The sequence below is a fragment of the Nocardia sp. CA-107356 genome (assembly GCF_050946365.1).
Lineage (GTDB): Bacteria > Actinomycetota > Actinomycetes > Mycobacteriales > Mycobacteriaceae > Nocardia.
The window spans coordinates 7,005,484-7,029,880 of record NZ_CP191992.1 but is presented as its reverse complement, the minus strand read 5'-3'; the positions used below and the strand labels follow the sequence as shown (position 1 = coordinate 7,029,880).

Below are 24,397 nucleotides of genomic sequence, written 5' to 3'. Positions count from 1 at the left end.
CCTTCAGGATGCGTGGGTGTTGTTCGGCCTGCGGCCCAGGGGATCGGTGCCTTCCCGGTGTCCGGTCGGCTTGGCACGGTACATCGCCAGATCGGCGTCGTGCAGTACCGCCTCGGGCGTGCGGTTATCGCCCTCCTCGAGTTCGGTGACGCCGATCGAGGCGTTCACCTCGAGCCGGTGCCCGCGGGCGATGATCGGTTCGCTCATGGTCGAGCGCAGGCGCAGAATGAGGGCGTCGATATCGACGCGCCGGGTCCGGCCGGCGAGCAGCACCAGGAATTCATCGCCGCCGAGCCGTCCGACCAGATCGGTGCCGCGCAAGGCGCGCTGCAGTCGCTGCGCCACGATCTGCAAGACGGTGTCGCCGATCGCGTGGCCGAGGGCGTCGTTGATCGCCTTGAAGCCGTCCAGGTCGATGAACAGCACCGTCGACACCGGCAGATTCTCGCTGGTGGCCAGCGCGCTGGCGAGCTGGGACAGGATCAGCGAGCGGTTGGCCAGTCCGGTCAGCGAGTCGTGGGTGGCCTGGTATTCCAGTTGCCTTCGGCTGGCACGGAATTCGGTGATATCGGCAAACGATGACACCGCGGGCGAATCCGGGTCGCCCGGATTGAGCAGGCGCGAGCTGCCCGAGAGCCAGCGGCGCTGTCCGTCGTAGCGGTCGATGCCGAAGATATAACCGGTGATCGTCTCGCCGGTCGCCAGGGTCCGCGCGACCGGATGCCGGCTCGGCGGCAGCGGCTGGGCATTGGCATCGAGCAGTACGAGCGGCAGTTCGTCGATGGTGGCGCCGATGAGTTCGCGGCGCTCGTCGGTGCCGAAGATACGCACGGCCGCGGGATTGGCCGATTCGATGCGACCGTCCCGATCGATCACCACCACACCCTCTTCCAACTGTGAGACGACGGTGGTGAAGTACTGTTCGGCCCGGCGCTGGGCGGCCTCGGCGGCGCGCTGGGCGGTGAGATCATGAATGACGACCTGGTAGGCGAGATGGTCGTGCCACGGGGTGAGCACTGACACCGTCTGGACCGGGATGGTCGCGCCGTCGACGCGGATCAGCTCCATTTCGGTGGGGTCGGAGGCGGCGCCAGCAGTGGTCAGCAGGCCGATGCGGGCCAGCATGCCGGGCACCGAATCGGGATGGACGAAGCGGGTCAGCGGCTGTCCGATCACCTGGTCGGCATTCTCTGCGGCCAGCATGCGCGCGGTGGCCTGGTTGGCGTAGACGACGATGCCGTGCTCGTGCACCACGATCCCGTCCGGGGTGTGTTCGACCAGGGATCGGTAGCGCTGCGCTAGCTGCTCGGCGTCGACCCCGACATCGGCTCCCTTGTGCTGTTCCACTCGAACCCCCGATCGTCGACCCGATTATGGCCATTGGAACATGGGATTATTCTGGTCTCGACGTCTGCAAGATCACATCGTCCACGCTATTGCTTCGATCACAGTTCGGCACGTCATCGGGCGTTATCCGATGATCATTACAAACCCGGATCTGCGAGCATTCTCGAGCCGAACGTCGGTCGGCCCGGGGAGCCCGTGAAGGAGCGATGCCATGCCGGGTACGAACCCGAACCGCGAAGACCACCACCAAGATCATATGACGATCGCCGGGATCGGTGCGGTTACCGGGTACGGCTGGGGCCGCGAGGTCCTGTGGCAGGGGTTGCTGAGCGGTAAATCGGCGGCCACGCTACAACCCGGCTACGGCACGGGCCGCGATGAACAGGCCTGGGTATCGCTGATTCCGGACGGCGGCGATCCCCTGGTGAGCACCAGCATCTACGGGCGCGCGCTGCAGGAGTCGGCTCGTGAGGCCATCGCCGACGCGTCCGCGCGCGGCTGGCGGCCGGGACGCACCGTCGGCGTGCTGCATGCCATCGTGCTCGGCGATGTCGGCAACTGGCGCGACTTCTACCTGCTCGATCACGGACACCGGCGCTCTCGTGACTACCTGCGACTATTACCCTCCACCCCGATCTCGGTATTGCAGCAGGAATTCGGCTTCCACGGTCCGGCGATGAACGTCTCGGCCGCATGCAGTTCGGCGAATGTCGCGCTGATCACCGCCAAACTATGGCTGCGCAGCGGTATCGCCGACGATGTGATCTGCGTCGCCACCGATATGTCGGCCACCCCCGAGATGCTCGAGCACTTCGTCCGGCTCGGCGCCGCGGTCGGCGATGCCGAACCGCTGGCCGCCTGCCGCCCCTTCCAGGAGGGCAGCCGCGGTTTCAGCATGGGCGAGGCGTCGGTCGCTTTCGTCCTCAGCCGCTCGGTCGAGCGGCCCTATGCCGCGGTACTCGGTGGCGGTATGACCAACGACGCCTATCACGTGGTGTCGGTCGATCCCGGGCACACCAAGATCTTCGACTGCGCGCGGCTGGCGCTCGACGACGCCGCCATCGCCCCCGCGGACGTGCGGTATTTCAACGCCCACGGCACTGGCACCCAGCAATGTGATGTAGCCGAGCGGGATCTACTCGCGCGGATGTTCCACGATCGGCCGCACGTCTATTCGGTCAAACCGCTGGCGGGACATTGCCAGGGTGCGGCGGCGGGTGTCGAGGTGGCTGCGGCGGCACTGGGCTACGACCGTGGCATTGTGCCCGCCGCACCCATCATCGCGCCCGCGTATGAGCGCCTGCTGGACGGTCCCATGCCGTTCGAGGGTGGGATCACGGTGAAGCTGTCACTCGGCATGGGCGGGAACAATTCGATGGTGGTGCTCGCTCCCGCCGACTGAGGCTCGCCGATGCTCACGGCAGCGGCACCGACCAGGACAACCTCGTTCCGGGCATGTCCTCCAATTCGTGCATATCCGGCACCGCCGGTCCGATGGTGAAATGACCGTCCGACTTCTCGGCCCGCTGTTCCAAATTCCGTAATCCGCTGCGGATCACATGATTCGGGATGCCCCAGCCGTCATCTGTGACCACGATGGTCAGGTCGTCGGCCACGCTGATCTCCACCGCGACGGTCGCCGCGCCGGAATGCCGGACCGCATTGCTGACCGCCTCACGCACCACTGCCTCCGCGTGATCGGCCAGTTCGGCCTCGAGCACCGACAGTGGACCGGTCACCTGCACGGTGGCACGCAGCGGCGCATCGGTGGTCTGCTGGCGCACCGCGTCTTCGATCCGCTGCTGTAGCCGGATGCTGCTGCCGTTGCCGCCGTGCAGATCGAAGATGGAGGTGCGGATCTCCTGCACCACTTCCTGCAGATCGCTGATGACCGTCGAAAGGTGTTGGCGCACTTCGGGACCTTCGGCCCTCGGTACCGCGGCCTGCAGTGTCAGGCCGATGGCGAACAGCCGCTGGATCACATGGTCGTGCAGGTCGCGGGCGATGCGGTCGCGGTCGGCGAGGATATCGAGTTCGCGCATCCTGCGCTGAGTTTCGGCCAGTTGCATGGCGAGTGCGGCCTGATCGGTGAACGCGTTGGTCAGCTCGACCAGTTCATCGGTATAGGGCTGCGAGCCGATCGGCCGCACGGTGACCAGCGTGCCGAGGGTGGCGTCGGGGGTACACAGCGGCAGGATCAGCGCGGGCCCGACGTCGTCGAGTGGTACGCCGAGATCGATCAGCGCGGCATCGTCGAAGCGCAGCGGTGTGCGCCGGGTGAAGGCCTCGCCGAGCGCGGTGCCCTCGGCGTCCACCGTCAGCCCGTCGAATCCGCTGCCGGGGCCGGACCACTGTGTGATGACCAGCTCGGATATCGCGGCGAGCCGCAGTTGCGGGTCGGCGGTGCTGGCGAGGAACGATTGGTGCGATCCGGTGAGGGTGCGTGCGTGATCGACGACATGGGCGAGCACCTGATCGGGTTCGGTGCCCGCGAGGAATTCGGTGGCGATATCGCGGGTGGCCTCGATCCAGGCCTGTCTGGTGCGCGCCGATTCATAGAGCCTGGCGTTGTCGACCGCGATACCGGCGGCGGCCGCCAGCGCCTGTACGAGCACATCGTCGTCCTCGGTGAAGGGCTGGCCGTTGGCCTTCTCGGTCAGGTAGAGGCTGCCGAAGACCTCGTCGCGGATGCGCACGGGCACCCCGAGGAAGGTGTGCATCGGTGGGTGGTGTGCCGGAAAGCCAATGGAGGCAGGGTGATTCGACAGTTCGTCCAGGCGGAGCGGTTTGGGTTGGGAGAACACCTCACCGAGTACGCCGTGTCCGGCGGGCAGTCTGCCGATACTTTCCCTGGTCTTATCGTCCATGCCCTCATCGAGGAATTGCGTGACCTGCTGGTCGTGGCCGCGCACGGCCAGCGCGCCGTAGCGGGCGTCGACCAGGCTGGTCGCGGTATGCACGATGGCGCGTAGGGTTTCGTCGAGATCGAGGCCCGAGGTGACGGTCAGCATCGCCTCGACCAGGCCGTCCATCCGGTCGCGTGAATCGATGATCAGCTCGACGCGTTCCTTGACCTCGGACAGGAGCTCCCGGAGCCGCAGTTGCGAGAGTGTGTCGCGTACCGAATAGGCGCCGCTGCCCGGCTCTTCGGTCATATCGGCATCCTGTTCTGGTGTGCGCGAAACAGCGCCTACGCCAGTCTAGTTGGCCGATCGAGGACTTTTGGCCCTGTTCGCGCCGCCGTAGCGATGATGGCATGGTCGTACCGGCAATAGAAAGTAGGGATGTCCTATGAATTCGCCGTTGCGGTCGTCGGAGTTGTGGGCAACGGCCGCCGATCCCGAACTGGCCGTCACCACCCGGGGCGCGGTACCACCCGCGGATGTGACAAGGGCAGTGCGGGGGATCGGTCGCGTGCTGCGCCGGTATCACCTCGACGCGGCGGCACGGGTCCGGGTGACCGCGCCGGTGGATGCGGACGAACCGACATTGGTACAGGCCAACATTCGCGTTCACGACACTCCGACCCGGGTGCAGGTCACCGGTCCACGCGGCTTCGCGGTGACCTTCGCGGTGGAACGACTGGACCGCCAGATCGCCCGGCTGGCGACCAAACAGTCACGCGAGTGGCCCGATCCGGCGCGTCCGCCCCTGGCCAGGGTGAGCGAGCCGCGCCCGATCGTGCGGAGGAAGCGCTGCGCGTTGCTGACCGGTACGCCCGCCGAGGCGACGGCGGTGCTGGATGCGATGGACTACGACGCGTACCTGTTCATCGATGCCGAGACCGGCGAGGACGCCGTGGTGTGCTGGGCGGATTCGCTGGGCATTCGGATGGCCAGGCAGCGCACCACAACCGAGCCGGAGGCGGTCGCGGATAAGCCGTTCACGGTGAATCCGCTGTCGGTGCTGATGGATTCGGAGCCAGCGCCGACGCTGATCGAAGAGGCGGCGGTGACCAGGCTGTGTCGCATGGGCCTGCCGTTCCTGTTCTTCACCGACGCCGATTCCGGTCGCGGCAGGCTGTTGTACCGCCGCTACGACGGGGATCTCACCGTCGTGGTGCCGGTCGGCTAACCGTCGCGCAGTTTGGACGCCAGCACCGCGGCCTGGGTGCGCCGTTCCATGCCGAGCTTGGCCAGCAAACGGGATACGTAATTCTTGACGGTCTTCTCGGCCAGGAACATTCGCGCCGCGATCTGCCGATTGGTCAACCCTTCGCCGAGCAGTGCGAGCAGTCGGCGTTCTTGTTCGGTGAGTCCGGCGAGCGGTCCGTCGTTTTCGGTGCTGCTGCGCAGCCGGGCTTTGAGTGCGATTGCCGCCCGGTTATCCAGGAGCGAACGACCGGCGCCGACCTGTTTGACGGCCGCGGCCAATTCCATGCCCTTGATGTTCTTCACGACATAGCCGCTCGCGCCCGCCAGGATCGCGTCCAGCATCGCGTGCTCGTCGGTGTAGGACGTCAGAATGAGGCAATGCAAACCGTCGATTTCAGCGAGCAGATCGCGGCACAACTCGATGCCGTTGCCGTCGGGAAGTCGTACGTCCAGTACGGCGACATCGGGTTGCAGTGCGTGAATGCCGGTCATGGCGGTGGCGACATCGCCCGCCTGGCCGATCACGGTGAGTTCCGGATCGCTCTCCAACAGGTCGATGAGGCCGCGCCGGACGATCTCGTGGTCGTCGACGAGGAACACTGTGATCACGCGACCTCCCATGCGGTGCAGGGGATCTCGCGCCCCAGCGGTACCGATTGTCCTACCCGACAAGGTATCTCGTCGCGGGGCGCACCGGTATGGCGGAGACGATAATTTCGAGTAATGTCGACTAAAATTGCCGGCGCACGTTACGAAACTCCGCGAAAAACCGACCGCGGGAATGGCGGTATACGAATCAGATTTCCGGGTATGCTATGGCCGAAAGTCATTCAGAGGGCTTTGGCAGCGCGGCCTGGAGGGCCTCATGCATAGTTATCTCGAACAATGACATATTCAGCGGCTCTTGATTTCGGTAATATTTTCGGTCCGCCGCAGGGCTGTCCGGGTTGTGGTTCAGATGCCATCGGTACCTTGGACGACCATCGGGATACCCTGTTCAGCTGCCGCCTGTGCGGCGCGCAATGGCGGCTCGCGCAGGGGCGAACCATTCTGGAGGTCCCTGCTTTCGCGGAGCCGGCGTCCGAAGAATGGACGTGTCCATGTGAATCGGGGTGATCGTGGCGGTGGCTACATCGTCTTCGTCGGCCGGATGAACCTGGCGCGGGATGTGCACCGGCGGTCCAGGTGGCCAGGTTCGCGCGCCGAAAACTGGTGATGATCACAAAGATCCGCGAATCAGAGCAGTGGCACTACTACACTGAGCGCGTGCGTCCACTGATGGGCTCCGACGATCCCGAACCACACGAGCGGCCGCTGGAGCCTCTGGTGGAGGTGGTGCGGCCGCGGATGGCCCGCGACCATAGATGGCTATATCGACACATCCTGACCGGTGATCGGACTAGCCGGGCCATGCTGCCCACGCCGGTCGCTTGACGAGCCCGTGGGGTGACGGAGCCGACCCTGGCGCGCCACGGGCGGTCGCCGGGGTGACGCTGGTCGAGGGATCGACGTTCTGCATCAGTGAGGACGGTGGGGTCATCAACCCGAATCGTCCCGAAGGACTGTTCGTTCGCGATACCAGGGTGTTGTCGCGGTGGCGGCTGACTGTCGACGGATTGGCGCCGCAGCCGCTGACCGTCCAGCACGCGGAGCCCTACAGTGCGACGCTGCTGGCCAGAACCCCGCCGCGGCCGGGGCGCGCCGACAGCACCGCGCTGGTGAGCGTCGGGCGCCATGTCGGTGACGGGATGCGTGAGGACCTGACGGTGCGCAATCTGTCCGGTGCGGCGATCAGCTGTGTGGTCGCGCTGGAGATCGATGCCGATTTCGCGGATTTGTTCGAGGTGAAGGAGGGGCGGGTCGGCGACAGCGTTGTGGTCACCAAGAGCAAGGCGTCGGCGGGCGCGCTCGAGATCAGCCGGACCGATCTGGCCCTGGCGGTAACGGTGACCGCCGCGGGCGCGACCGCGACGGATCGCGAATTGCGGTGGCAAGTGGATCTGCCCGGGCGCGGTGACTGGTCGGTGTGCATTCAGTACCAGCCGACGCTGGGATCGGTTGTGCGGCCACGGCATCTGTGCGGGAAGCCGGTATCGCACAGCGCGCCGGCGCGGCGGATGCGGGAATGGTACGAGAACTCGCCGCTGGTCCGGACCGAGAACGAAACGTTGGCCGCGGTATTGCGCCGCGCTGTCGTCGATCTCGGTGCGCTGCGCATCTTCGATCCCGGGCATCCGGAGCGCGCTGTGGTCGCCGCCGGTGCGCCGTGGTTCATGGCGCTGTTCGGGCGGGACTCGCTGCTGACGTCCTGGATGGTGTTGCCGCTGGACAGGCGGCTTGCCGTCGGCACACTGCAGAGCCTGGCGGGCTTGCAGGGCAGGGAGATCCACGCGGCGACCGAGGAACAGCCGGGCCGGATCCCGCACGAGGTGCGGTTCGGGCGGGCGGCGACGCTGCTGCTCGGCGGTGACACCGTGTACTACGGAACCGCCGATGCCACACCGCTGTTCGTGATGTTGCTCGGTGAGCTGCACCGGTGGGGATTGGATGCCGAAACCCGCGACGAGTTGCTGCCGCATGCGGATCGGGCGCTGGAATGGATCGAGCGCTTCGGGGACGCGGACGGCGACGGATTCGTCGAGTACGAGCGCGCGGCCGAGCACGGTTTGGCGAATCAGGGCTGGAAGGACTCCTGGGACGGGGTGAATTTCGCCGACGGCCGCTTGCCCGAGGCGCCGATCGCGCTGGCCGAGGTCCAGGGGTATGTGTACGCGGCGTATCTGGCGCGAGCGGCGTTGGCGGTCGATATGGGCGATCACGCGACCGCTGATCGGTTCCGTGCCAAGGCGGCGGAGTTGAAGGCCGCGTTCAATACGGCGTTCTGGCTGCCCGAGCGTGGTTGGTTCGCCATTGGCCTGGATCGGGACAAGCGGCCGATCGATGCGCTGACCTCGAATATCGGGCACTGCCTGTGGACCGGGATCATCGATGAGGACAAGGCGGGTCTGGTCGCGGACCATCTGTTGTCGCCGCAGATGTTCAGCGGATGGGGGATTCGCACGCTGGCCACCGATATGGGTGCCTACAACCCGGTCAGCTATCACAACGGCTCGGTATGGCCGCACGACAACGCGATCTGCGCCGCCGGGCTGATGCGCTACGGCTACACCGAACACGCCACCCGCGTGATCGACGGTGTACTCGACGCGTCGACCCGATTCGGCCATCGACTACCCGAGCTGTTCAGCGGTTTCGACCGCGCCGAATTCGAGGCGCCGGTGCCGTACCCGACCTCGTGCTCGCCGCAGGCCTGGGCGTCCGCGGCGCCGCTGCTGTTCATGCGGAGCATGTTGCGGCTGGAGCCCGGCAGCGGGTCGGCCTCGGTCGCGCCCGCCGTACCGGACCGGTATCTGCCGCTGCGGGTGAGCGGGGTGCGGGTGGGGGCCGATGTGCTCACGGTCACCGTGGACAACGAGGGGTGGCAGCTCAGCGGGTTATCCGGAAAGTTGCGTCGATCGGATACTTGACCTGGGCGGATGTCCGGTGCGCACGGCGCGTGGGAAACTTGTCGGTGGGTCGGCCTAGCATGGCGCTGGGGGTATCACGTCTGTTGGACCGACACGATCGAGAAGGGACCACCTGGTGGCGGAACGCCTCACTGTGCGCGGAGCTCGGGAGCACAATCTCAAGGGGATCGACCTTGATCTCCCCCGCGACAGTCTCATCGTGTTCACCGGTCTATCCGGTTCGGGCAAGTCCAGCCTCGCCTTCGACACGATCTTCGCCGAGGGCCAGCGCCGCTATGTCGAATCGCTGTCGGCCTACGCCCGCCAGTTCCTCGGGCAGATGGACAAGCCGGACGTCGACTTCATCGAGGGCCTCTCGCCCGCGGTCTCGATCGATCAGAAGTCGACCAACCGCAACCCTCGCTCCACCGTCGGCACCATCACCGAGGTCTATGACTACCTGCGTTTGCTGTACGCGCGCGCCGGTACCCCGCACTGCCCGGTCTGCGGTGAGCTCATCGCCAAGCAGAGCCCGCAGCAGATCGTCGACCAGGTGCTCGCCATGGAGGAGGGCATCAAATTCCAGGTGCTCGCGCCGGTGGTGCGCACTCGCAAGGGCGAATTCGTCGATCTCTTCGATCAGCTGAACACCCAAGGGTATTCCCGAGTCCGGGTCGATGGCGTCGTGTATCCGCTGACCGATCCGCCGAAGCTGAAGAAGCAGGAGAAGCACGACGTCGAGGTCGTGGTGGACCGGCTCCAGGTGAAGTCGAGTTCCAAACAGCGCCTGACCGATTCGATCGAGACCGCGCTGCGGCTGGCCGATGGCATCGTGGTGCTGGACTTCGTCGACCGCGACGAACACGCGCACGATCGCGAGCGCCGCTTCTCCGAACGGCTGGCCTGCCCCAACGGGCACCCCCTCGATATCGAGGATCTCGAGCCGCGCTCGTTCTCGTTCAACTCGCCCTATGGCGCGTGCCCCGACTGCACGGGCCTCGGCATCCGCAAAGAGGTCGACCCGGATCTGGTGGTGCCGGATCCCGAGCTCAGCCTTGCCGACGGCGCGATCGCGCCGTGGTCGCGCGGGCAGACCGCCGAATACTTCACCCGGCTGCTGTCGGGTCTGGCCGAATCCATCGGCTTCTCCATGGATACGCCGTGGCAGGACCTGCCGCTAAAGGCACGCAAAGCGGTGCTGGAGGGCAGCTCCGATCAGGTGCACGTCTCCTACACCAACCGGTACGGCCGCAAGCGTTCGTATTACGCCGATTTCGAAGGTGTGATGCCGTTCCTGCAGCGGCGTATGGAGAACACCGAATCCGAGCAGATGAAAGAGCATTACGACGGGTACATGCGCGATGTGCCGTGCCCGGTCTGCAACGGGGCTCGGCTGCGGCCCGAGATTCTGGCCGTCACCATCGCCTCGGGCGGTGAGCAGAAGTCCATCGCCGATGTGAGCGAGTTGTCGATCGGTGATTGCTCGGCGTTCCTGAACGCGCTGACCCTGGGGGAGCGAGAGACCGCGATCGCCGGGCAGGTGCTCAAGGAAGTGCAGGCGCGGCTCGGGTTCCTTTTGGATGTCGGGCTGGAGTATCTGAGTCTGTCGCGGGCCGCGGCGACGCTGTCCGGTGGTGAGGCACAGCGCATCCGGTTGGCGACGCAGATCGGGTCCGGACTGGTCGGGGTGCTGTACGTGCTCGACGAACCGTCGATCGGTCTGCATCAGCGGGACAACCGGCGGCTCATCGAAACCCTTACCCGGCTGCGGAATCTCGGCAATACGTTGATCGTGGTCGAACACGACGAGGACACCATCCGGGCCTCGGACTGGGTGGTCGATATCGGTCCGCTGGCCGGTGAGCACGGCGGTGAAGTGGTGCACAGTGGTCCGTATCAGGAGCTGCTGACCGACCTGAAATCCTTGACCGGCGCCTATCTCTCGGGCCGCGAGCGGATCGAAGTGCCGATGGTGCGGCGGCCGGTCAGCAAGAAGCGTCAACTCACGGTGGTCGGTGCGAATGAGCACAACCTGCGCAATATCGACGTCAGCTTCCCGCTCGGGGTGCTCACCGCCGTCACCGGGGTTTCGGGTTCGGGCAAGTCAACGTTGGTCAATGACATCCTGGCGACCGTGCTGGCGAACAAACTCAACGGTGCGCGGCAGGTGCCCGGTCGGCATATGCGGATCAACGGGCTCGATCATCTGGACAAACTGGTGCAGGTGGATCAGTCTCCGATCGGCCGGACGCCGCGCTCGAATCCGGCCACCTACACCGGTGTGTTCGACAAGATCCGGACCCTGTTCGCGGCCACCACCGAGGCCAAGGTGCGCGGTTACCAGCCCGGTCGGTTCTCGTTCAATGTCAAGGGCGGTCGCTGCGAAGCATGTTCGGGCGATGGCACATTGAAGATCGAGATGAACTTCCTGCCCGATGTGTATGTGCCGTGCGAGGTGTGCCACGGGGCTCGGTACAACCGGGAAACCCTGGAGGTGCATTACAAGGGCAAGACCATCGCCGAGGTGCTGGATATGTCGATCGAGGAGGCGGCGGAATTCTTCGAGCCGGTCACCTCGATCCACCGATACCTCAAGACGCTGGTCGACGTCGGTTTGGGTTACGTCCGCCTCGGCCAGAGCGCACCGACCCTCTCCGGCGGTGAGGCGCAGCGCGTGAAATTGGCGGCGGAACTGCAGAAGCGCTCCACCGGCCGAACCGTCTACATTCTCGACGAGCCGACCACCGGCCTGCACTTCGAGGACATCCGCAAGCTGCTGCTCGTCATCAACGGACTGGTGGACAAGGGCAATACGGTCATCGTCATCGAGCACAACCTGGACGTCATCAAGACCTCCGACTGGGTGATCGATATGGGCCCCGAGGGCGGCTCCGGCGGCGGCACGGTGGTGGCCGAGGGCGCCCCGGAAGATGTTGCGGCAGTGGGCGACAGCTACACCGGCCAGTTCCTGAAGGAGGTACTGGCGCTACCCGCGGCGACCAAGCCGAACGCTCCCGCCAAAAAGGCCGCGAAGAAGGCCCCTGCCAAGAAGACCGCCACCAAAGCAGCGGCAAACAACTCCGCGGCCACAAAGGCAACAGCAACCAAGATTCCCGCACCCAACGCCGCCGCCGCAAAGCGCGCGTCCCGAAAGGCCGCCGCCCTGCGCTGACCAGCTCCCGTCGAGGCGAGTCAAATGGTTATTGCGGGTTGGGTTTCGAGCCACCTTTTGACTCGCCTGGACGGAACCGAATGGGTGGCCGGTGCTTCAGCGGTTCGCGACGGTGTGGATCAGCTCTGCGAGTTCCTTGTATCTGGACCACATCGGCCAATGGCCGGTGGGCAGGTCGATGTATTCGGCGTCGATTTTGGTCAACTCGGCGAACATCGGTTCCTGTCCCACATCGCGGAGTTTTTTGACCAGGTCGGCGGTGATGCTGTTGCAGATCACCGTTGTCGGGATGGCACGGCGTGCGGGTGAATCGCTCAGTCGCAGGGGAGCGGCGGCGACTCCGGCGGGTTCGGAGACGGCGCGTTCGCGGAAGCGGGCCAGAGACATCTCGTCCAAACCGGTGAGGCTGTTGCCGTCGGCCTCCAACTGACCCCAATCCGGTAGTGCGAGTTCGCGAATCGACTCGTCCAGGGCGGAATTGAGGATGAAGCCGTTGGGGAGCGGGGCCGCATCGACATAGATACCGCGGCTGAAGCGTTCCGGGGCGATATCGGTGGCGAGATAGGCGGCCGCCGCGCCGCCGGAGTGCGCGACGACCACCACCGCATCGTCGGGGGCGATGGCGTCGAGGATGGTCTGCGCCTGCATTTCCAGGGTCGCGTCCAGCCGGTCGTCATCGGCCGGATCGAGTCCGGGCAGGGTCAGCGCCAGCACATCGTCACCCCGGCCGCGCAGATCTTCCGCGACGTCGTCCCATGCCCACGCGCCGAGCCAGAATCCGGGAATCAGAAGTATCCGTGCCATCCGGTGAGCATCGCATGCCGAACCCTGCGGAACACAAATCTGCAGCAGTTTGTCTGGGCCACCGAGATATCCACGCACACAGAGCGTTTCGTTGTTCACAAGATGAACTACTTCGGTCGAGTGACATGGCCCGTGAGATCGGTGACGAACGGCTGCGCGAATTGCCCCGCATTGCTGGCGGCCAACCTCAGGAACCCGTCCGTACTGATGCGCCGTGGATCGAGTTCTGCACTGGCTGGGCCACGGATCATTGCATTCGTGGCCGGTCGTCATCGGCTGTGTTCCGCGTTCGGTCGTCGTTGGTATCGGCCCGCCCGCCCGAGCCACATCTCGGTGGAGCCGGGCGGGCCGTATCGCCTGTTAGCGCGAGTCTCGAGCTGAGCCGAACCACCGCGTCAGTGCGTTTCGGAGCCGGTCATCGTCGGTACCGACTTCGCCTGCCCAGGCCACATATCCGTCCGGTCGGATGAGTAGCGCGTCGGCGGGCGCGTCCGGACAGGTTGCGATCACGGTGTCGACGCGGTCGTTCCAGCCGCCCGCGATATCGGCGAACCCGCCATCCTCGGTCAGCTGGATCAGTACACCTCGCGCCGAGTGGAGCAGATCGGCGATACGCGTTGGGCCGTCCGAGGTTTCGAGGGTGAGCTCCGGGACCATGCGTCCGGACAGCGGGTGCGGATCGCCGATGTCGTAGCGGATATCGGATCCGGCGAGCAGATGTGCGATATGCGCTGCGTTTTCCGGTGCCTCGAGTAGTTCGCCCATGAACTCGCGCAGCGCGGTGACCTCCGGACCGGGCGCCATCAGTGCGAGCTGGGTCAGCGAGTGCATCATTACGCGCTCGCCGACCGGGTATCGCTCGCGGTGATAGGTGTCCAGCAGTTCCGCGGGCGCCCAACCGTTCACCTGTGCGGCGAGCTTCCAGCCGAGATTGGCCGCGTCCTGCAACCCCAGGTTGAGGCCGGGCCCGCCCATCGCGGAGTGCACATGCGCGGAATCGCCGAGCAGGAACACATTTCCGTCGCGATAGCGTTCGGCCAGTCGAGTGTTCTGGCCTTCGGTCCGGCGCAAAGTGTGCGGGCCGGATCCGGGCGGTGGCGCGATCGGCAGGTCGACGCCGAGCACTCGCTGCAGACTCGCCCGCAGTTCGTCGAGCGTCATCGGAGTGTCCTCCGGTACCGGATCGCCGTCGAACTCCATGGTCGCGACCAACGGGCGGCCGGGTTCGAGCTCTGCGAAGATGAACATGCCTCGTTCGAGTCGGTTGTGTCCGAAGGGAAGTCGCCCGAGGCCGGGAATCAGGATGCCGCCGTCTCCGGTGCGCAGTTCCGCCGGCACGCTCACATGCGCCATCCGGACCAACTTCGATGCGTTTGTGCTGCCGGGGAATTCGATTCCGGTGTGTTTGCGGACGAAACTCTTGCCGCCGTCGGCCGCGACCAAGTATGTGGTGGTCAGGTCGTACTGGCGGTCGGGACCCGTCACTGTGACGGTCACGCGCCCGTCCTGCTGGACCAGATCGGTCAGCTCATGGCCCCAACGGATTTCGATACCGAGTTCGCGTGCCCTTTTCTCCAACAGGCGAACCAGTTTCGGCTGGGAGATGAGCAGCGCGTACATCGGATTGTTCGCAACTTCGGCGAATGACACCGGCATCCCACTGAACAGATAGCCGGGCATGGGTCGGGGAGCGCCCGGCGCGCCGCCGAATTCGTGGTACAGGCCGCGCATATCCAGCAGCCGAATTACTTGGCCGACAAGGCCGTTCGCCTTCGGCTCGGCGCTGGGCTCGCTCAGTTTCTCCAGCACGATCGGACGCACGCCGGCCAGTGCGAGTTCGCAGGCGAGCAGCAGACCGTTCGGCCCGGCACCGGAAATGACAACGTCGGTAGATATTTCGGGCATGGCAGATATTTCGGGCATGACGAATAGACCCCTTGTTACGTGGTGTCGAATGGATAGAGTTGTGCCGCTCGGTCGGCAGGTGCAGCTGTGCCGCTCAGTCGGCGGATGGATCGGGTAGCCCGGCGGCCACCTGATCGATCGCCTCCCGGACGAGTGTGGTGAGCAGCACCGGTGGGTCCGCCCGGACGTAGGCCTCCGTGGCGGACTGGTAGACGGCCCCGAGCACCCCGGCCACCAGATGTGGATAGATATCGCGCCCCGGATCGGTTCCGGTGCGTTTCGCGATCACCTCGACCCAATCGTCGAAGATGCCCTTGGACACCGCGATTCGAGTCTCCGGTGCCGCGAGCAGTTCGCGGACCATCGACCGCTGCGGGGCGGTCGGCAGCGCGTGCTGCACGCCGTCGGCCTCCAGCGGGTCGAGGACAGCCGCCGTGATGGCGGACCAGAGCGGTTCGGCCGCGGGCCGATTCCGCAGTGCGTCGAGGCTGCGGTGGATCCGCTCGATCTGGCGGTACGCCAACGCCTCGTATTTACCGGTGAAGTAGTTGTTGAAGGTCCGCACCGACACGCCCGCGCGGGCGGCGATGTCGTCACGCGTGATGTTGCTCAGGCCCCGTTCGAGCGCTAATTCGAGCGCCGCGTCGCTCAGCGCCTTGCGGGTATCGAGCTTCTTGCGTTCCCGCAGACCCAGCACCTGTTCTTCCGGCATGGCTCTAGCGTACCGACAAAAGTGCCCGGCGGGCAATATTTCCCGCCGGGCAATTTTTTGCCGAACTCAGTAGACCGGGCCGGTGTACTTCTCGCCTGGACCCTTACCGGGCTCGTCGGGATGCGCCGAGGACTCACGGAAGGCGAGTTGCAGCGACTTCAGACCGTCGCGGTAGGGACCGGCATGCGGCCCGAAGTACTCGATGGACGAGGTGATCAGCCCGGCGAGCGCGGTGATCAGGCGACGTGCCTCGTCCAGATCGCGGCGCGGGCTGTTGTCCGGGTCCTCGTCGGAGAGTCCGAGCTTCTCCGCGGCCGCGCTCATCAACATCATCGCGGCGCGGCTGATGATCTCGACCGCGGGGATATCGGCCAGCTCGCGGACGTCGGTCGCGTCGGATACCTCGTCACTCATGTGCACGAGGATGGCATCGTAGTGGGCGGGCGCGACCGGCGGGGCGGGGTGATTCGGCGATAGCGAGTGGGAATGTTAGACTTTCCGCTGACGACCGCCCCGGGCTTGCTCGGGGCTGATAAGTGGAGCCCGACTCCCACCGTTGCCGACGAGTAATCGTACTGGTTAAACGGTCCGGTCATCCGCCCTTCCGAGGGCGGTTTTCTTGTGCGGAGGGTCCTCACGGATCATTACGGACAAGGTCGACCACGAGCATGTTCGTGGTCGAAGGCCGGTCGACTCGGGCCCCGTTGCGGAATACCGCACCGGGGCTTTTGTGTTGAAAAGGGGTTGCCGTTATTGCGTGCGGTCGTCAGACGACACCGCTTGACCTAGGAGGCCCCATCAGCACTGAGACCCGCATCAACGATCGCATCCGTGTTCCCGAGGTCCGACTTATCGGACCGGGTGGTGAACAGGTTGGGATCGTGCGTGTTGAAGATGCACTACGCGTCGCCCTCGAGGCGGATCTCGACTTGGTCGAGGTCGCGCCGGATGCCCGTCCACCGGTCTGCAAGATCATGGACTACGGCAAGTTCAAGTACGAGACGGCGCAGAAGGCGCGCGAGTCTCGCAAGAACCAGGTGCAGACCGTGATCAAGGAGCAGAAGCTCCGTCCCAAGATCGACGACCACGACTACGAGACCAAGAAGCGCAACGTTGTTCGCTTCCTCGAGGCGGGTTCGAAGGTCAAGGTGACGATCATGTTCCGCGGTCGTGAGCAGTCGCGCCCCGAATTGGGTTTCCGGCTGTTGCAGCGTTTGGCCTCCGACGTCGCCGAGTTGGGTTTCGTCGAGACCTCCGCCAAGCAGGACGGTCGCAATATGACCATGGTCCTCGCGCCGCATAAGGGTGCGAAGACGCGGGTGAAGGCGCAGGAGGATTCGCGGGCACCGCGTCCCACCGCCACCGAAGCTCCGGCTGCTCCCGCACCGGCTGCGGACGCACCGGCCGCCGAGCAGGCGGCGCCGGCCGACCCGCAGTAATACCGATCAGAAAACCGGTGGTCCGCGAGGGCCACCGGCACGAGACAGATAGAGGAATCCATGCCGAAGATGAAGAGCCACAGCGGCGCCTCGAAGCGATTCAAGGTTTCGGGCCGTGGCAAGCTGCTGCGTCAGCAGGCGAACCGTCGCCACCTGCTCGAGCACAAGTCCACTCGCCGGACTCGTCGTCTGGACGGCACGGAGGCCGTCGCGTCCGTTGACGTCCCTCGCGTCAAGCGCCTCCTCGGTCTCTGAGACCGCTCGCGACCGCTGATAGGTCGCTCGATAGGCCAGCACCCGCGCGACCGGGATTCCGGACGCCGACCACCGACCAATTCCGGGGCGCGACGCATGCGCCCCCTAGATCGACAAAGGACTGACCCATGGCACGCGTCAAAAGGGCCGTCAACGCTCAGAAGAAGCGTCGTTCCGTTCTCGAGGCTTCCAAGGGCTACCGTGGCCAGCGCTCGCGGCTGTACCGCAAGGCCAAGGAACAGCAGCTGCACTCGCTCACCTACGCCTACCGGGACCGCCGGGCGCGCAAGGGTGACTTCCGCAAGCTGTGGATCGCCCGTATCAACGCCGCGGCGCGCCTCAACGACATCACCTACAACCGCTTCATCCAGGGCCTGAAGGCCGCCGGTGTCGAGGTGGACCGCAAGATCCTCGCCGAGCTGGCCGTCTCCGACGCCGAGGCGTTCGCCGGTCTGGTCGCCGTCGCCAAGGCCGCCCTTCCGCAGGACGTCAACGCCCCGGCCGCCTGATTCGCGGCTGCGTGACGACACAGCATTCGGAACGACCCGTGGACGCGCTCTCCGAGCGCAATCCGCGGGTCGTTTCCGCTGTCAAGCTCCATCGTTCCGTTGCCCGCCGCAAGACCGGACTGTTCCTCGCCGAAGGGGCGAATTCGGTTGCGGCGGCGCTGGATACGGGACGGGTGCGGGAGCTGTTCTATTCGACCGACGCCGCGGTACGCGAGCACGAATTGGTTGCCTCGGCGGTCGGCATGGGGGTACGGGCCACGCTGGTGAGCGACCGGGCCGCGCAGCACCTCGGTGAAACCGTTACCGCCCCTGGGCTTGTCGCGGTGTGCGAGTTGATCGATGTGCCACTCGACGAGGTACTCGGGGCGGGGCCGCGGATGCTGGCCGTACCGGTCGAGATCGCTGAACCGGGCAACGCGGGCACGCTGATTCGGGTTGTCGACGCGGTCGGTGCCGATGGTGTCGTGCTGGCAGGGGAGACCGTCGACCCGCACAACGGAAAGTGCGTGCGCGCGAGTGCGGGCAGCCTGTTCCATGTGCCGATCGCGCGGAGCCGTGATGTCGCGGAAACCCTGGATGCCATTGCCGCAGCGGGTATCACGATCCTGGCCACCGCCGCTGACGGCGAGGTCGACCTCGACGACGCCGACGATTTGTTCACGCGCCCGGTCGCCTGGCTGTTCGGCAACGAGGCCCACGGCTTGGACCCGGCCGTGGCCGCCCGCGCCGACCACCGCATCCGAATCCCGATCCGCGGCCGCGCCGAGAGCCTGAACCTCGCCACCGCCGCGTCGATCTGCCTCTACGCGAACTCTCGCGTCCGCTTCGCGAGGTAGCTGCCGTCCAAGTCGACTCCGGCTGATTGTGGACTGGTCAGTCGCCGTGGTTGCGGAGGTCTTCGTGGAGGTCTTCGGCCCAGCAGACTTGGACCGCATCGGGTCCAGCACACGAAATAGGCCGGGCGCGAACTCGCAGCGGAACGCCTGGGCCGGGTGAGCCCGTACTCACCGAGCCCGTACGGCCCTCCGCTCGGCTCGGGCCGGTACAGACAGTGGCTGTACGCGGCTGAATGTCACCTCCGCGTCGTTTCTGGCGGTGTCGCTGGGCGGTTGGGTCGCCCTTGACTACGTCAAAGGTGCCCGAACTCTTTCTCGCTAACCGACCCGGACCTTGACCCCGCCCGAGAACATCGAGTCGTGGAACTGCAGCACCGACGGTACCGGCCCCGGTGGCATATCGAAGACGATGGCAGTGGCCGTGCTCAGGCCAGGATTGAGCTCGATAGCCCAGCCGAATCCGTCACGACTACGTTGGTGCGAGTGGCGCCGTTCGCGCTCTGACGAACACGGTCTGACGCTCGATACGGAGGTCAGCTATGCAATCCCCGAAGGCCGGAGTCGGTAGCCTTCACCAGATATCGGCCCAGACGGGCCGTTTGGGAATGTCGAACAATGCGCAATTCTTGCGGACCACAACGGGAACCGAAGAACCGACGCTCAGTCGCTCGACCAGCGCTCGGGCTTTGGCCTCGCGGAATTGAGGGTAGAGGTACTGCTTCTGCACGCGAACCTCCGCACCCGAGTCGGGGTGCGGAAACTGGGCTTCAACGTTCACCCGCCATAGATCGAAATTCAGCGTGCCCGAACGGTACTTGTATCGCAGATCCGACTCGACCACCACTGCGGACATCGAGGACCCGGCCCGCCGCAAGTAATTCCGGCGCAGCCGCCATGCAGCGGCTAGCACAAGCATCCACGCACCCGCACCCACCAATATGCTCACAGGAAGAAACAGCGCCATGGCGAGTTGGGAACCGGTCCACCGAACTATCGCGGCACCCAGGTTCAGCGTGCCCGCCATAAAGGCCACCGCCGCTACCGGGACACTCAGCATCCACACCAGCGACATCGGGCCGATCATCTTCACGGACCGCCCCATACCAACTCCTCGAGTAGCCCACCGGCTGTAACGGCACCTCGGAACGCGAAGTCACGGCTCAATGTATCTCAGCGCCAGCGCCGTTCATCGGGGTGATCCTCGAAGTCGTCCGGCCAGTCGCTGGGGCCGACCACGGCTTCGCCTGGTCGCGGACGACGGATGGGGGTCTGGGTGGGCGACCATGTGGGGGCCGGAGGCGGGGTGGGCGTTTGCGGGGGTTCCGGGGTCCACTTCCAGATGAACAGCGGCGAACTCTTCATCTCGGCGACTTCCGGTGGTACCGGGCGGGCGAGGGTTTCGATGTCGCACCAACGGCATTCACCGTTACCGACGCGTTCGGCGTACGCCTTCAGCGCCGGAGACGCGGTGTCCATACCGGCGACCATCGAGATGAATTCCTCGGTCACCTCGGTGGGGCCGTCGAAGAGTTCGTCAATGTCTATGTTGGACATTCGGATGGTGGCGGTGCGTAGGTTGTCTACCGCGTCCATGACTTTCCGAGCGATCGCCTCCACCTCAGGGTCGAGATCGGGCTCCCGCATGCTGCCCCATTGGGGTTTCGTCATGACGCGTTCTCCCACGGTGCGGTGCCGGACCCGGCGTCATACGACTGTGTGGGGCGGTCCACGGTGTCGCCGTAATGGGAAATTTGTTCGATATCCTTGGCGAGGGCCGCCTTACGGGTCGCGTCGTCAACTTTCTTGGTGACCGGCGCGATGGCCTCGTCCAGCTTCTGTTTCCCCTTCTCCTTCAACTGGCCTACCGGATCCTTGATGATGTCGAGGAGCTTCTTGAAGGCATCGGCAAGCTCTTTGATCTTCAATACCACGTCGAAGGCGGCTTTGATGACAAGGCCGATGTCAACGACCAGCTTGGCGATGCGGGCAGCGCCGAGGCCCGGGACGGCCGCGGACAAGATATTGGCGACCGACTTGAGAGCGCCCTTGATGTCGTCGAAATCGACATACTTGTTGAGCATCCCCCACAGCCCTTCGAGGATGGCTTTGATGCCGTCTCTGATCTCGTCGGCGACCTTGCCCGCACAATCACTGACGATCCGGCCGACGGGGCCTTCCCATTTCATCGCCGCGGCTTGCTTGGTCGCCCACTCGCTGAAGGATACGGAGGCTTTACCGTCCCAATTGGGTTTACCGTCCGTGCTACCGTCGATCCGCTTCACGCCGGATTCGAGATTCTTACCGCATGCCTCCAGCCCGTTGCCGGCTGCCTTGTAAACCTCACCGAGCCTGCGGATCTCGGACCAGTTTCCCGGAATCGGCTCCAAGCATGTTACCAGCGGATCGTATTCGGTTCCCGCCGCGCGAGTGATGCTCTTGATGGACTCGTTCACCCTGCCGAGCACCGGGAAAACGTCGGCGACGAGACCTGCGAGCTCCTCTTTGTTCGCCGCCGGCGCTTCGAGTTTGAAAGACTCCGGCTTCGGGTAGGTGGCGGCACCGTCGTATTGCGCGGTCACGCCGATCTCTTCGACGCTGTCATCTGCCGGAAGATTCGATTCGGTATGTGCGTTCAGCGCGGCGTAGGACTTCTGATCCTGGCTGTGATACATCCAGGCGGCCTTATTGAGCTCGGTACTGGTGCCAAGGGTGGTATTCGCGAGTACCGCGTGGCGCCTGGACATCCAGTCAGCCGCATCATTGATAGGGGCCACAAGTGTGTCGATGATCGGCCCGTGGAGCCAATCCGCCGCCTTCCCCTCCTTCGCCACAAAGCTGGACGCCAACAGGGCATCCCCAGCTATCGAGCTGAAAAGGTTACTCAAACCAGCAATTTCGCTGGGATTCGCCGCGAACGTCTCAGCCATCCGTATAGTGCCCTAACTCTCTACTTTTCCCCGAAGTGGAGCCGAACATCGTTGCCCCACAGCCAGACTCGCCCGCCCGGACTCTAGACGGGCGGGCATCGTCCGTCAACGGGCATGGTCCATCGAATGGAGGTATTAGTTGGTGCCGAGCGATTCGCTGAAGATTTCGGCGATCTGGCGGATCTGGTCACAGGGCGGCGGCACGGTAACCGGACCGGGGGGCACAATCAGGCCAACCGTGAACGTCCCGTCGGATGATTTGATCGACGCCCAGCAAGCGCCGTCGATCAGCGGAGTCCGGTACAGCACGGCCTCGCGTCCGCCGATCGGGTCGGAGTTGAAGATGCTGTTGCCCGTGTTCTTCCGAGCATCGTCAAGAGTCAAGTCGCTCGACGTCACCGACAACCCGCCAGTGGGGTATTTCTCGCCATCGACGAGTACCTCACGCCAGAATTGGCAGCCGATCTTCGTGAAAAGCGTGGAAACGCTTTCGGCTGTGTCTCTTTCGCGAGTCGCTGGGTCGAATCCGGCCCGGGTCACCAGGTCGTCGCCCACACGCACACACGGATCGAACCGAACCTGTTCGGCGCCGGTCTGCACCGGCGCCGGTGGAACACTCACCTGCACGGAGGCGGTCGGCGCGGGCGAGGCCATCGCCGAAACCACCGTTTTCCCGCCCTGATCGGTGGAACTACCAGCACAGGCGACCAGCGTCGCCGCACTCACCACCAGGCAACCAGCGGCGAAGATTCTTCTCATCATCAAACCCTGATCGTTGAGGTCGCCGACCTATCCCAGCGGGACCAGACGGTCACTAGTCATCCGTGATCATTTCAGAACGCAAGCAAGCCGAACCACTCGGTCCGAATGCAGGCGCCGCGGCGTTGTCGACTAACCCGTATCGCGCACCACTGGCAGGACAACGCCCGTGCCTGGCTGATGCCCGGCAGGCCCGACCGCGCCTTGGCCGCGCTCAACAAGGCTCGCGCCGCAGCACCCCAGCTGCACCCGTCGGTTCGCGAGACGCTCTTCGGTATCGCCATGGCCCAGCGTCGGCAGACAGACAGCTTGCTCGGGTTCGCATCCTGGCTCAGGTCGACACTGCAACCGACGAAAGACACTGTCGCCGTACAGAATCGAGCCATCATGCACGGCTCGAGGCCCTACCTTTCGCCGCAGCGCGGCAAGTCATTTGATGCGTTTCACGACTCCGAACGGGCGGCGGAACCGTCGTGGATTCACAACCTTGACAGGGCTGAATTGTCCGGCACGGTCGAATGATCTGCTCGAAATCGGTCGCTAGTACCCGTCATTCGCGGCCGAGCCGCCACGGAGTTGATGAATTCGAGAAGTGGAAGGCCGCGAAATGCCCTGACCCTACGAGATCCTGTCCGTCGCGGTCAGTGTCGACTGCTACATCGATGACACGATTCCAGAACGCCTCTACTTGTCGAACGACGCCGACTTCGACCGTGTCGATCAGGTGCGCACCGAGTCTGACGCGATTCTCATCGGTGCCGAGACCCTGCGCCGAGACAATCCGCGACTGATCATCAAGACCGAAGAACGTCTCGCCGCTCGCGCCGCTGCCGGCAAACCAGCACATCTACAGAAAGTCGTGGTCACAGCATCCGGGGAGCTCGACCCCGCCGCCCGGTCCTGGCATCACGGCGTCGAGGAACGAAAGCCGATCGTATACACCACCGACACGGGCGCGGAGAAGCTCCACCATCAACTGGGTGAGCTCGCCGACATCGCGCCCCTCGGCGATGCCGTCGACTTTGCCGTCCTCCTGGACGATCTAGGAGACCGCGGCATCGGTCAACTGATGATCGAGGGCGGCACCAGCATCCACACCGCGGTCCTGTCCGCCGACCTCGCCGACGAGCTCCACCTCGCTGTCGCTCCGCTGCTGGTCGGACAAGCCGATGCGCCACGCTTCGTGAACCCGGCCGCCTTCCCCGGAGGTTCCCGACGACGGATGCAACTCGTCGACGTCACACAAATCGGTGACGTCGGGCTACTGCGCTATCGCCCCAAGAACGACTCCACACACAGCTGAACTGAGCCTCGATCCACGGACGGAATCGGCGGCTGGATGTGTGTTGAAATAGCGAACATATCGACGGATCGAGGCCTAATCAATATCGCCGCCGACGTCCTCTATGTGTGCTGAGCGGAACGCAACCGACCAAGGTCTCCCACCTCGCTCTCTCGCTACCCCCAACGCGTTTCGGTTAGGATTCGCGTCATGAGTGATGGGGGGACACCAGCCTCTGGCCAGAACCTCTCGGTGGTGCCCGAGAAGGTGCGCGAGGTCGGCAAGTACGTTTACGAGTTGGCCGAGGCACTGCGCACGGCGTTGGATTCCGCCGCGAAGGACGTCGCTTCGCTGACCGATGGCAGCTGGACCGGGGACGCGGCCAACGAATTCTCCGAGGGCTGGACCGACGTCCACGATGGCGGCACCAAAATCATGACCGCCCTGACTGGGATGGCGGAAAAGCTTGGCGTCACTGCAGACACCTATCAGGCACGTGATGAGAGCAACGCTGCGTCCTTGAACACTTCGAGTTTGGATCTGCCATGAACTCTCAGTTTTCGGTCGACCTGGACCATCTCGATGAGATCGTGGTCCGTCTGTCGGGTCTGGCCGGGTTCATTGGCGAGCATCTCGATGAGATCGATGACCGGGTCGCCACCCTGGCCGGCACCGGGTGGGAAGGCGTTGCCGCCCAGGCGTATGCCGATGCCCACGCTCAATGGGTCAACGGGGCAAGGGAATTCGTCGAAGGTGTGAAGGATGTCAGCGACGCTGCCAAGGCGGCCCACGCGCGCTACACCACCGCCCACGACACCAATTACAAAATGTTCTCCCAGGGGTAAGACAC

General features: G+C 64.8%; 23 protein-coding genes. 12 read left to right on the top strand and 11 right to left on the bottom strand.

Translation table 11 applies throughout. The features are described 5' to 3' along the window. Nucleotides 1-3 precede the first annotated feature (3 nt). On the bottom strand, nucleotides 4-1,347 hold the full coding sequence (locus tag ACQP1G_RS31545) for a diguanylate cyclase domain-containing protein (RefSeq protein ID WP_433193259.1): 1,344 nt from the start codon (nucleotides 1,345-1,347) through the stop codon (nucleotides 4-6). A gap of 211 nt (nucleotides 1,348-1,558) precedes the next feature. Here ACQP1G_RS31545 and ACQP1G_RS31540 point away from each other — a divergent pair, with 211 nt between their 5' ends. Continuing rightward, nucleotides 1,559-2,749: a beta-ketoacyl synthase N-terminal-like domain-containing protein gene (locus tag ACQP1G_RS31540; RefSeq protein WP_433193258.1), complete on the top strand. Its 1,191-nt coding sequence runs from the start codon at nucleotides 1,559-1,561 to the stop codon at nucleotides 2,747-2,749. Nucleotides 2,750-2,762: 13 nt separating this feature from the next. On the opposite strand, the gene ACQP1G_RS31535 is transcribed toward ACQP1G_RS31540, so the two are convergent. Next, nucleotides 2,763-4,502, bottom strand: coding sequence for a GAF domain-containing sensor histidine kinase (locus ACQP1G_RS31535; RefSeq protein WP_433193257.1), 1,740 nt, complete (start codon nucleotides 4,500-4,502; stop codon nucleotides 2,763-2,765). A 136-nt stretch (nucleotides 4,503-4,638) separates the two neighbouring features. On the opposite strand from ACQP1G_RS31535, the gene ACQP1G_RS31530 reads away from it, so the two are divergent. Continuing rightward, nucleotides 4,639-5,421 (top strand): sigma 54 modulation/S30EA ribosomal C-terminal domain-containing protein, encoded by a 783-nt coding sequence (locus ACQP1G_RS31530; protein WP_433193256.1) that lies wholly within the window; start codon nucleotides 4,639-4,641, stop codon nucleotides 5,419-5,421. On the opposite strand, the gene ACQP1G_RS31525 is transcribed toward ACQP1G_RS31530, so the two are convergent. Further along, nucleotides 5,418-6,050, bottom strand: a complete 633-nt coding sequence (locus ACQP1G_RS31525; protein ID WP_433193255.1) for a response regulator — start codon at nucleotides 6,048-6,050, stop codon at nucleotides 5,418-5,420. The two genes, ACQP1G_RS31530 and ACQP1G_RS31525, sit on opposite strands and share 4 nt — an antisense overlap. Nucleotides 6,051-6,871: 821 nt before the next feature. On the opposite strand from ACQP1G_RS31525, the gene ACQP1G_RS31520 reads away from it, so the two are divergent. Both ACQP1G_RS31520 and uvrA read left to right on the top strand, forming a co-directional pair. Then, nucleotides 6,872-8,968 carry an amylo-alpha-1,6-glucosidase gene (locus tag ACQP1G_RS31520; RefSeq protein ID WP_433193254.1) on the top strand — a complete coding sequence of 699 codons (2,097 nt, stop codon included), beginning with the start codon at nucleotides 6,872-6,874 and terminating at the stop codon, nucleotides 8,966-8,968. Between the two features lie 115 nt (nucleotides 8,969-9,083). Beyond that, entirely contained in the window at nucleotides 9,084-12,119 is a 3,036-nt protein-coding gene (gene uvrA / locus ACQP1G_RS31515) for an excinuclease ABC subunit UvrA (protein ID WP_433193253.1), read from the top strand. Between the two features lie 96 nt (nucleotides 12,120-12,215). Here the strand turns inward: uvrA and ACQP1G_RS31510 are convergent, their stop codons facing one another. The 4 genes from ACQP1G_RS31510 to ACQP1G_RS31495 all read right to left on the bottom strand — a co-directional run bounded on the left by ACQP1G_RS31510 (nucleotide 12,216) and on the right by ACQP1G_RS31495 (nucleotide 15,954). Then, nucleotides 12,216-12,923, bottom strand: a complete 708-nt coding sequence (locus tag ACQP1G_RS31510; RefSeq protein ID WP_433193252.1) for an alpha/beta fold hydrolase — start codon at nucleotides 12,921-12,923, stop codon at nucleotides 12,216-12,218. Between the two features lie 360 nt (nucleotides 12,924-13,283). After that, complete coding sequence (locus ACQP1G_RS31505; RefSeq protein WP_433208988.1) at nucleotides 13,284-14,828, bottom strand: FAD-dependent monooxygenase; 1,545 nt, start codon at nucleotides 14,826-14,828, stop codon at nucleotides 13,284-13,286. Nucleotides 14,829-14,922: 94 nt separating this feature from the next. Continuing rightward, a complete protein-coding gene (locus ACQP1G_RS31500; RefSeq protein WP_433193251.1) occupies nucleotides 14,923-15,540 on the bottom strand; it encodes a TetR/AcrR family transcriptional regulator in 618 nt (205 codons plus the stop codon). A gap of 66 nt (nucleotides 15,541-15,606) precedes the next feature. Next, complete coding sequence (locus ACQP1G_RS31495) at nucleotides 15,607-15,954, bottom strand: DUF1844 domain-containing protein (protein ID WP_433193250.1); 348 nt, start codon at nucleotides 15,952-15,954, stop codon at nucleotides 15,607-15,609. A 338-nt stretch (nucleotides 15,955-16,292) separates the two neighbouring features. Here ACQP1G_RS31495 and infC point away from each other — a divergent pair, with 338 nt between their 5' ends. The 4 genes from infC (at nucleotide 16,293) to ACQP1G_RS31475 (ending at nucleotide 18,579) form a co-directional block, all read left to right on the top strand. After that, nucleotides 16,293-16,979, top strand: a complete 687-nt coding sequence (gene infC, locus ACQP1G_RS31490) for a translation initiation factor IF-3 (RefSeq protein WP_433208985.1) — start codon at nucleotides 16,293-16,295, stop codon at nucleotides 16,977-16,979. A gap of 60 nt (nucleotides 16,980-17,039) precedes the next feature. After that, on the top strand, nucleotides 17,040-17,234 hold the full coding sequence (gene rpmI, locus ACQP1G_RS31485) for a 50S ribosomal protein L35 (protein ID WP_040689021.1): 195 nt from the start codon (nucleotides 17,040-17,042) through the stop codon (nucleotides 17,232-17,234). A 128-nt stretch (nucleotides 17,235-17,362) separates the two neighbouring features. Continuing rightward, the gene (gene rplT / locus ACQP1G_RS31480; protein ID WP_040689024.1) at nucleotides 17,363-17,743 is read left to right on the top strand and encodes a 50S ribosomal protein L20; all 381 of its coding nucleotides are present in this window, start codon (nucleotides 17,363-17,365) and stop codon (nucleotides 17,741-17,743) included. Between the two features lie 38 nt (nucleotides 17,744-17,781). After that, the gene (locus ACQP1G_RS31475; RefSeq protein ID WP_433193249.1) at nucleotides 17,782-18,579 is read left to right on the top strand and encodes a TrmH family RNA methyltransferase; all 798 of its coding nucleotides are present in this window, start codon (nucleotides 17,782-17,784) and stop codon (nucleotides 18,577-18,579) included. Nucleotides 18,580-19,150: 571 nt separating this feature from the next. Here the strand turns inward: ACQP1G_RS31475 and ACQP1G_RS31470 are convergent. From ACQP1G_RS31470 to ACQP1G_RS31455, 4 genes are all read right to left on the bottom strand, one after another. After that, on the bottom strand, nucleotides 19,151-19,681 hold the full coding sequence (locus ACQP1G_RS31470) for a hypothetical protein (RefSeq protein ID WP_433193248.1): 531 nt from the start codon (nucleotides 19,679-19,681) through the stop codon (nucleotides 19,151-19,153). A gap of 68 nt (nucleotides 19,682-19,749) precedes the next feature. Continuing rightward, a complete protein-coding gene (locus ACQP1G_RS31465) occupies nucleotides 19,750-20,247 on the bottom strand; it encodes a hypothetical protein (protein WP_433193247.1) in 498 nt (165 codons plus the stop codon). Continuing rightward, the gene (locus ACQP1G_RS31460) at nucleotides 20,244-21,506 is read right to left on the bottom strand and encodes a hypothetical protein (RefSeq protein ID WP_433193246.1); all 1,263 of its coding nucleotides are present in this window, start codon (nucleotides 21,504-21,506) and stop codon (nucleotides 20,244-20,246) included. The genes ACQP1G_RS31465 and ACQP1G_RS31460 overlap by 4 nt, the downstream gene beginning before the upstream one ends. A gap of 135 nt (nucleotides 21,507-21,641) precedes the next feature. After that, nucleotides 21,642-22,265, bottom strand: a complete 624-nt coding sequence (locus ACQP1G_RS31455; protein ID WP_433208982.1) for a DUF3558 domain-containing protein — start codon at nucleotides 22,263-22,265, stop codon at nucleotides 21,642-21,644. A 108-nt stretch (nucleotides 22,266-22,373) separates the two neighbouring features. Between ACQP1G_RS31455 and ACQP1G_RS31450 the strand changes: the two genes are divergently transcribed. The 4 genes from ACQP1G_RS31450 to ACQP1G_RS31435 all read left to right on the top strand — a co-directional run bounded on the left by ACQP1G_RS31450 (nucleotide 22,374) and on the right by ACQP1G_RS31435 (nucleotide 24,392). Next, complete coding sequence (locus ACQP1G_RS31450; protein WP_433193245.1) at nucleotides 22,374-22,787, top strand: hypothetical protein; 414 nt, start codon at nucleotides 22,374-22,376, stop codon at nucleotides 22,785-22,787. 103 nt (nucleotides 22,788-22,890) lie between these two features. Then, nucleotides 22,891-23,568 carry a RibD family protein gene (locus ACQP1G_RS31445; RefSeq protein ID WP_433208979.1) on the top strand — a complete coding sequence of 226 codons (678 nt, stop codon included), beginning with the start codon at nucleotides 22,891-22,893 and terminating at the stop codon, nucleotides 23,566-23,568. Between the two features lie 189 nt (nucleotides 23,569-23,757). Beyond that, on the top strand, nucleotides 23,758-24,096 hold the full coding sequence (locus tag ACQP1G_RS31440) for an ESX-1 secretion-associated protein (protein WP_433193244.1): 339 nt from the start codon (nucleotides 23,758-23,760) through the stop codon (nucleotides 24,094-24,096). Next, the gene (locus ACQP1G_RS31435) at nucleotides 24,093-24,392 is read left to right on the top strand and encodes a WXG100 family type VII secretion target (protein ID WP_433193242.1); all 300 of its coding nucleotides are present in this window, start codon (nucleotides 24,093-24,095) and stop codon (nucleotides 24,390-24,392) included. The genes ACQP1G_RS31440 and ACQP1G_RS31435 overlap by 4 nt, the downstream gene beginning before the upstream one ends. Nucleotides 24,393-24,397 lie beyond the last annotated feature (5 nt).